A 7,850-nucleotide genomic window follows, 5' to 3' on the forward strand; every position below is an offset into this window, starting at 1 on the left:
AAACCCTAATCTGCTAACGATAAGATATTCGTTTCTATATCCAGCACGATACTGGTTCTACACCTTCAAAAGAACCTGGCCATGGGGACAGGTTCTATCCAACGGCTCGAGACTCACGACTCGAGACTCGAGACCTCAAAAAGGGGCTGTTGCGCATGCAACAGCCCCTTTTTTATGCTTCCCTCTTCACAGCATCTCTCACGATATCCAGGATATGGTTCCCCACTTCTTCCTTGCTCATGAGCTCCAGGCTGCGGATCTCTCCGCTGGGGAACAGCAGCTTCACCACATTGGTATCGGTGCTGAAGCCGGCGCCCTTCATGGTCACGTCGTTGGCCACGATCATATCCAAATTCTTCTTCTTCACTTTGGCAGCGGCATTTTCCAACAGGTGCTGGGTCTCAGCCGCAAAGCCCACCAGGAACTGGCCCTTCTTTTCCTGGCCGAGCTGCTTCAGGATATCCGGGTTCTTATCCAGGGCAATGGTCAGGGTCTCATCGTTTTTCTTGATTTTCTGTGCTTCTGCATGGTGGGGCCGGTAGTCTGCCACCGCAGCCGCCATGATCACCACGTCCACCGCTGGATAGGCTGCCAGTACAGCATCCATCATTTCCCGGGTGGTCTCCACATTCTGGAACGCCACATTCCGGGGTACGGACAGAGCCGTCGGGCCGGAGATCAAAGTGACTTCCGCTCCCCGCCGGGCTGCATCCCGAGCGATGGCGTACCCCATCTTCCCGCTGGACCGGTTGCCGATGAAACGGACGGGATCGATGGCTTCCCGGGTCCCCCCCGCGGTCACCAGGATCCGCAGCCCTCGCAGGTCCCCTTCCCGGCTGGCCAGGAAGGCGTCGATGAAGGCCTTGATGTCTTCCGGTTCCGGCAGCCGTCCGGAGCCGTTGATGCCACAGGCCAGGTGTCCGGCGGCACTGGGCATGAGGGTGATCCCATCCTGGCGCAGGGTGGCCAGGTTCCGGACCACCGCCGGATTTTCCAGCATATTGGTGTTCATGGCCGGGCAGACGATCTTGGGTCTGTCACAGGCCATCAGGGTGGTGGATAAGAGGTCGTCGGCGATGCCATTGGCCATTTTGCCGATGATATCCGCCGTAGCCGGAGCCACCACCATCAGGTCGCACCAGCGGCCGATGGCCACATGTTCCACATTGAATTCCGCGTTGCCGGCCCACAGGTCCGTGGCCACCGGGTTCCCGCTGATTTCCTTGAACAGCAGGGGAGAAACCAGATGGGTAGCCGCATCGGTCATGATGACCCGCACCTGGGCCCCGGCCTGGACCAGCCGGCTCACCAGGGTCACGGCCTTATAAGCGGCAATGCCGCCGGTGACTCCCAATGCAATCTTTTTGCCTTCCAGCACAGCTGCCTCCTGTTATTTTTTCATTTCCTTCAGGTCTTCTTTGGTGGCGATGGTCACCAGGCCTTCGCCGATTTCCTTCAAGGCGATGGAAACCGGTTTGTTGGAATCGCATTTCACCAGGGCCGGAGCATGGTCCACCAGCTGCCGGGCCCGTTTGGAGGCCATAATCACCAGGGCATACTTGCTGCCGACTTTATCAGCCAAATAATCAATGGAAGGATCAATCATGGACATAGTTGTACTCTCCTTTACTTCTCCTGCGTCTCTGCGCAGTCACAGGTGCCGTTATGGCAGATTTCATCAACGATATAATAGGTGCGGCCCACCCGCAGGTGTTCCACATCGATGATCTTGCTGACTTTATCCGTGGCCTTCTCCACTTCGTCGTTGACCACGATGTAGTCATACTTGGAGGCATAGGCCAGTTCGCTGGTAGCAGCGCTGAGCCGGCGTTTGATCACGTCCACCGCATCGGTGCCCCGTTTGTAGATCCGCTTGGACAGTTCATCCAGGGAAGGAGGCACGATGAAGACGAAGACCCCGTCCGGATAGCTTTTCTTCACCTGGAGGGCTCCCTGGGGATCGATCTCCAAGATCACATCCAGGCCTTCCGCCAGTTTATCCAGCACATACTGCCGGGGTGTCCCGTAATAGTTCCCATATACGGAAGCGTGTTCCAGGAGGCCTCCGTTCTTGATCATCTCTTCGAATTCATCCCGGGTCTTGAAGAAATAATTCACCCCGTCCACTTCTCCATTCCGGGGCTGACGGGTGGTGCAGGAAACCGAGTAGGCCATATGGTCCCGTTTTTCCCGAAGCCGGGCGCAGATGGTCCCCTTCCCAGCGCCGCTGGGCCCGCTGAGCACCAGCAAAATCCCCTGAGGTTTATTCATTGTCTTCCTCCCTCTCTTCTGCAGCCGGTTCTTCCTGGGCCTCCTGGGTCACAAACCGGTTGGCGATGGTTTCTGGCTGCAGGGCAGACAGCACGATGTGGCCGCTGTCCATAATCAATACGGCCCGGGTCCGCCGGCCATAGGTGGCATCGATGACCACGCCCTTGTCCCGTCCATCCTGGATGATCCGTTTGATGGGAGCGCTTTCCGGTCCGATGATGGTGATGACCCGCTGTGCGGAAACGATATTGCCGAAGCCGATGTTGATCAGTTTGATATCCATAAATAACTTCTCTCCTAGTCTTATTGTATATTCTGGATCTGTTCCCTTACCTTCTCGATTTCACTTTTCATATCCACGATGGTCTGGATGATCAGGGCATCCCCTGCTTTGGACGCAATGGTATTGGCTTCCCGGTTCATTTCCTGGACCAGGAAATCCATCCGCCGTCCCACAGGCTGTTCTGCCTGGAGCAGCTGACGGAACTGCCGGAGGTGACTGTGGAGACGGACGGTTTCTTCTGTCACATTCACCCGGTCCGCATAGATGGCCGTTTCCTGGATGATCCGGCTCTCGTCCAAAGGACCGGTCCCCGCTTCCTGGAGCAGCTGCCGGAGCTGCCGGCCCAGTTTCTGCCGATATTCCTGCACCGTTTCCGGAGCCCGCTCTTCGATGGCCTCCAGCTGTCCTTCGATGACTGTAATGCGTTTTTCCAAATCAGCCGCCAGCTGCCTTCCTTCTGTCCGGCGCATTTCCAAGAGATGGTCCAGGGCCTCATCCGTGGCCTTGGCGATCCCCGGCCACAGTTTCTCCAGGTCCACCTTCCCCTCTTCTGGCAGCAGCACATCGGGACAGCCGGCAATGAAAAGCAGTTCTTGGGAAGAAGTTTCCCAGGAAGAACCCAACAAGTGGGCGAGCTCTTTCAAACTATCATGATAAGCGTTTGCCAGGCCTTTGTCAATCGTAACTTGTCTGCCTTCCGCTCCTGTGTATCCAGAAGTAATGAAGACATCCATATGTCCCCGGCTGATCCGATCCAGGATCTTCCGGCGCAGGCGGTTTTCCAGAGGGTTCAGGAACCGGGGCAGCCGCAGGGATGCCTCCCCGTACCGGTGGTTCACCGTCTTGATCTCGATCTGGAAGGTAAAGTCCCTTTCTGCCCATTCGCCCCGGCCATAGCCGGTCATGCTCTGGATCATGCGTTTCTCCTCCCTTGTATCAGTTCATCGTCATCAGTTTCAGGACGAATTCCCGGGTTCCCCCGTATTCATCGGTGGCTGCCAGGACCATGGTCCGGTTGGGATTCACCTTGGTCAGGTCGAAATAGACGAAATACTGCAGGTCCCACACATTGTTGTCTTCCAGTTCCCCGCTCTGTTTGTTGGGGATCTGCATATCCCGCTGGGAAGCGCTGTTCAAGTTGCAGTAATAGGGTTCCAATACCTTCTGCCCCTGGTACAGCTTCACTTTCAGGTTCTTGGGTTCCAGCTTCACGCTAGTGCTCAGGTTGAGGCCCAGGGCCAGGACCCCGTCGTACTGTTTGGCCACCTTCATCCCCTGGGCCACCGTAGGGGTATTCCCGTCGCTGGCCTGCTGCCGGGCATCCACCGCCGCTGTCAGATAGGGGGTATAGACGATCACCCGTTCCCGGAGCCCATAGGGATTCATCTGCTTCCGATCGTAAACTGTCCAGGGAGCCAGCAGTTCCCCCAGAGAAGCTCCTTTCCGTTCGGCTCCATAAGTCTGTGCAGACTGGATGGTATTGGGAGTCAGGGGAAGCATAGCGAAGACAGGTTGGGTAAACAGCAGGAAGGCTGCTGTGAAAAGGCCCAGTTTTTTCATGATATCCTCTCCTTTACGGTTTGACCGAACAGTCCTATCCGGTTATACTAATCAATATATTATAACGAATTTAACGAAACCGTGCAAATATTGGAGGAAATCATGAATTTAGAAGGAATCACCCTGCAGCTCCTGACCCGGGAACTGACGGCCGCTCTCAGCGGCGGAAAGATTTTCAAGATTTTCATGCCCAGCCGGGCTTCTCTGCTGCTGCAGGTGAACCAGCAGAACCGGACGGTCAATCTGCTGGTGGATATGAACGGGGACTCCCCCCTGATCACCCTGCCGGATACCCTGCCGGAACGGCCGGATCTGCCGCCCAGTTTCTGCATGCTGCTCCGGAAGCATCTGGAAGAAGGCCGGATCGCCCAGGTATCCCAGCGGGGCCTGGATCGGATCCTGACCCTGGATGTGGATCTGATCGGGGCGGAACGGAAGATCATCACCAAGAAGCTGATCCTGGAGCTCACCGGCAAGAACAGCAACATCATCTTCGTGGACGAAAACGGGCTTATCCTGGATGCCCTGCGCCATATCGGCAAGGCCCAGAGCCGCTTCCGCCAGATCCTGCCCAATCTGCCCTATACCCTGCCCCCGGCCCAGGAAGGCCTGGATTTCCTCTCCGCGGATCCTCACGCCATCCGGGAGGCCGCTGTGGCCCAGGGGGATGTGTCCCTGGTCCAGGGGCTCATCGCCGCCACCCAGGGCATCGGGAAATACACCGCCCAGGAAGTGGAACTGCGCAGCGGCTGTGAAGGCCCCGTGAACCTGCTGGACCTGGAAGGGGCCCGGAAGCTGGAAGGCGCCATCGCCCAGCTCCAAGAGGAGATCCGCCAGCGGCTGGAGGGGACGGATCCCTCGGTCATCGCCCAGATCGACAGCCGGAACCGGATGAAGAACCTGGTCCCCTACCTGCCCCAGAGTCATCCGGAATGGACCCGGAAGGCCTTTCCCTCCCTTTTGGCCGCCCAGGCCTACAGTGCTTCCCTGATCCCCATCCAGATCCCGGAAAAGGACCTGCTGACCAAACTGGTCGCTTCCCAGGAAGCCAAGACGGAAAAGAAACTGAAATTCCTGGCCCAGGACCTGGCCAAAGCGGAGAACGCCGAGACCCAGAAAATCATGGCGGATACCCTGATGGCCTATGGCTGGTCCCTGCAAAAAGGCCAGACCTCCTGTGAACTGGACAGTCTCTATGACGGGAAGAAGCTGAAGATCGCCCTGGCCCCGGAACTGACTCCCATGGAAAACGCCCAGGCCTATTACAAGCGGTACAACAAATTCAAACGAGCCGTGGGAGAGATCCAGCAGCAGCAGGCAGAAGCCCAGGCCCTGCTCACCTATCTCCAGAGCCTGGATGTCTCCCTGGAGACCGCTTCCACCAAGGGGGAGATCGCCGAGATCAAGCAGGAGATCATCACCCTGGGACTCCTGCCCCAGCCCCGGAAGAAACAGCCTTCCCAGAGCCGTTCCACCCCTCTCAAAGTGGTGCTGACCCCGGATACCTTCCTTTATATTGGAAAGAACAACCGGCAGAACGACGAAGTGACCTTCAAATTGGGACGGGGCGGCGATCTGTGGTTCCACGCCAAGAACATCCCCGGGTCCCATGTGATCCTGAAGACCACCCTGCCCCAGCCCCGGCAGGAAGATATCCTGGCGGCTGCCCAGCTGGCCGCCGGGTACAGCAAGGGACGCAATGCCGACCGGGTGCCAGTGGACTATACGGAAAAACGGCTGGTGAAAAAGCCTTCCGGCGCCAAGCCCGGATTCGTGATCTACACCGGACAGACCACCCTATATGTTAAACCTTGTACAACTGTCCACGTATCAAAAGACTGATTCGCCTTTTTGATTGACAGGGGTTACACTCCGTGCTAAATTATTCCTTATATCACGGCAAACCTGCTAGCAAAAAGAGAAAAGAGGAATATCATGAGAAGTACAACGGTAAAAAAAGGTTCCACCCGGGCAGCCCATCGCTCTCTGTTCTATGCTATGGGATATACGGAAGATGAATTGAAGAAACCCCTGATCGGGATCTGCAATGCCCAGAATGAGATCATCCCCGGCCATATGGATCTGGATCGGATCGCCAAGGCCGTGAAATACGGTGTGCTGGAAAACGGCGGCACCCCCATCGAATTCCCGGCTATCGGCATCTGCGACGGCATCGCCATGGGCCATGACGGCATGAAATACCCCCTGGCCAGCCGGGAACTGGTAGCAGACAGTATCGAAGCCGTAGCCAACGGCCATGCTTTCGACGCCCTGGTCCTGATCCCCAACTGCGACAAGATCGTCCCGGGCATGCTGATGGCGGCAGCCCGGCTGAACATCCCTACAGTAGTCGTCAGCGGCGGGCCTATGCTCCCCGGCCGTTACCAGGGCAAAGACATCAGCGTCAGCACGGTGTTCGAAGCCGCCGGCCGTTTTGAAGCCGGGAGCATCAGCAAAAAAGAACTGTCGGAGATCGAGCATTGCGCCTGCCCCGGCTGCGGTTCCTGTGCCGGTCTCTTCACGGCCAATACCATGAATTCCCTGACGGAAGTCCTGGGCATGGGGCTTCCGGGCAACGGGACCATCCCGGCCGCTTACCAGGGTGCCCGGATCGCCCTGGCCAAGGAAGCCGGCAAACAGGTGATGGAAATGCTGGCCAAGGACATCCGTCCCAAAGACATCATGACGGCCAAGGCTTTCCGGAACGCCATCACCGTGGACATGGCCATGGGGGGCTCCACCAACACCTGCCTCCATCTGCCGGCCATCGCCCACGAAGCAGGCGTGGACCTGCCCCTGGAGCTGTTCGATGAAATCAGCAAGCACACCCCTTACCTGACCAAGCTGAGCCCCGGCGGGACCTTCCATATGATCGACGTGGAAGAAGCCGGCGGGATCCGGGCTGTCATGAATGAACTGGCCAAACACGGGCTCATCGAAAAGGACTGCCTGACCGTCACCGGCAAGACCGTGGGCGAAAACATCAGAGGCGCCAAGATCCTCCGTCCCGAAGTGATCCACACGGTGAAGGATCCCATCCGGAAGACTGGGGGCATCGCCGTGCTGAAAGGGAACATCGCCAAAGACTGCTCCGTGGTCAAGGAAAGTGCCGTGGCTCCGGAAATGCTGAAGCACTCCGGCCCGGCCCGGGTGTTCAATTCGGAAGATGAAGCCATCGAAGCCATCGTGGGCAAGAAGATCAACCCGGGGGACGTGGTGGTGATCCGCTATGAAGGGCCCAAAGGCGGCCCCGGCATGCGGGAAATGCTGAACCCCACCGCGGTGATCACCGGCATGGGCCTGGGCAAATCGGTGGCTCTCCTGACGGATGGCCGTTTCTCCGGTGCCACCCAGGGCGCCTGCATCGGCCATATCTCTCCGGAAGCCCGGGAAGGGGGCAACATCGCCCTGATCGAGGAAGGGGACATCATCGACATCGACATCCCCAACCGGACCCTGAACGTGCAAGTCAGCGACGAAGAGCTGGCCAAACGGAAAGAAAACTGGGTCTGCCCGCCTCCCAAAGTGAAGAAAGGGTACCTGGCCCGCTATGCGTCCCTGGTGTCCTCCGCCGCCCAGGGAGCGGTGCTGAAGTATAATTGATGAAAAGGGGGTGTTGCACGTTACGTGCAACACCCCCGGTCTCATAAGCCGCATAGCGGCTCGGTCTCGGGTCTCGAGTCTCGAGCCGAATGAGAAATTTGCAAGCAAATTTTTTGAATGTACAAACCCTAAT

General features: G+C 57.7%; 8 protein-coding genes. 2 read left to right on the forward strand and 6 right to left on the reverse strand.

The window, feature by feature from the left end:
- Positions 1–172: 172 nt before the first annotated feature.
- From coaBC to ACTUHY_RS12665, 6 genes are read right to left on the reverse strand one after another with little or no spacing between them, the layout of a single operon-like run.
- The gene (coaBC, locus tag ACTUHY_RS12640) at positions 173–1,378 is read right to left on the reverse strand and encodes a bifunctional phosphopantothenoylcysteine decarboxylase/phosphopantothenate--cysteine ligase CoaBC (RefSeq protein ID WP_442827982.1); all 1,206 of its coding nucleotides are present in this window, start codon (positions 1,376–1,378) and stop codon (positions 173–175) included.
- Positions 1,379–1,390: 12 nt separating this feature from the next.
- Positions 1,391–1,612, reverse strand: coding sequence for a DNA-directed RNA polymerase subunit omega (rpoZ, locus tag ACTUHY_RS12645; RefSeq protein WP_075580605.1), 222 nt, complete (start codon positions 1,610–1,612; stop codon positions 1,391–1,393).
- Between the two features lie 14 nt (positions 1,613–1,626).
- Positions 1,627–2,271 (reverse strand): guanylate kinase, encoded by a 645-nt coding sequence (gmk, locus tag ACTUHY_RS12650; protein WP_278675658.1) that lies wholly within the window; start codon positions 2,269–2,271, stop codon positions 1,627–1,629.
- Positions 2,264–2,554 (reverse strand): extracellular matrix/biofilm regulator RemA, encoded by a 291-nt coding sequence (gene remA, locus ACTUHY_RS12655; RefSeq protein ID WP_278675660.1) that lies wholly within the window; start codon positions 2,552–2,554, stop codon positions 2,264–2,266. The genes gmk and remA overlap by 8 nt, the downstream gene beginning before the upstream one ends.
- Before the next feature lie 20 nt (positions 2,555–2,574).
- Complete coding sequence (locus tag ACTUHY_RS12660; RefSeq protein ID WP_442827983.1) at positions 2,575–3,471, reverse strand: YicC/YloC family endoribonuclease; 897 nt, start codon at positions 3,469–3,471, stop codon at positions 2,575–2,577.
- A 19-nt stretch (positions 3,472–3,490) separates the two neighbouring features.
- On the reverse strand, positions 3,491–4,114 hold the full coding sequence (locus ACTUHY_RS12665; protein WP_442827984.1) for a hypothetical protein: 624 nt from the start codon (positions 4,112–4,114) through the stop codon (positions 3,491–3,493).
- A 102-nt stretch (positions 4,115–4,216) separates the two neighbouring features.
- Between ACTUHY_RS12665 and ACTUHY_RS12670 the strand changes: the two genes are divergently transcribed.
- Both ACTUHY_RS12670 and ilvD read left to right on the forward strand, forming a co-directional pair.
- Positions 4,217–5,956 carry an Rqc2 family fibronectin-binding protein gene (locus ACTUHY_RS12670; protein WP_442827985.1) on the forward strand — a complete coding sequence of 580 codons (1,740 nt, stop codon included), beginning with the start codon at positions 4,217–4,219 and terminating at the stop codon, positions 5,954–5,956.
- Between the two features lie 93 nt (positions 5,957–6,049).
- Positions 6,050–7,717: a dihydroxy-acid dehydratase gene (gene ilvD / locus ACTUHY_RS12675; RefSeq protein WP_442827986.1), complete on the forward strand. Its 1,668-nt coding sequence runs from the start codon at positions 6,050–6,052 to the stop codon at positions 7,715–7,717.
- Positions 7,718–7,850 lie beyond the last annotated feature (133 nt).

Origin of the sequence: Acidaminococcus nyctereutis (genome assembly GCF_052216985.1) — a bacterium.
GTDB lineage: Bacteria > Bacillota > Negativicutes > Acidaminococcales > Acidaminococcaceae > Acidaminococcus > Acidaminococcus fermentans_A.

Excerpts from the sequence above, each read along its gene's own strand:
- ACTUHY_RS12660 (WP_442827983.1), bottom strand. The coding sequence starts at position 3,471 with ATGATCCAGAGCATGACCGGCTATGGCCGGGGCGAATGGGCAGAAAGG.
- remA (WP_278675660.1), bottom strand. The coding sequence starts at position 2,554 with ATGGATATCAAACTGATCAACATCGGCTTCGGCAATATCGTTTCCGCA.
- gmk (WP_278675658.1), bottom strand. The coding sequence starts at position 2,271 with ATGAATAAACCTCAGGGGATTTTGCTGGTGCTCAGCGGGCCCAGCGGC.
- rpoZ (WP_075580605.1), bottom strand. The coding sequence starts at position 1,612 with ATGTCCATGATTGATCCTTCCATTGATTATTTGGCTGATAAAGTCGGC.
- ilvD (WP_442827986.1), top strand. The coding sequence starts at position 6,050 with ATGAGAAGTACAACGGTAAAAAAAGGTTCCACCCGGGCAGCCCATCGC.
- ACTUHY_RS12670 (WP_442827985.1), top strand. The coding sequence starts at position 4,217 with ATGAATTTAGAAGGAATCACCCTGCAGCTCCTGACCCGGGAACTGACG.
- ACTUHY_RS12665 (WP_442827984.1), bottom strand. The coding sequence starts at position 4,114 with ATGAAAAAACTGGGCCTTTTCACAGCAGCCTTCCTGCTGTTTACCCAA.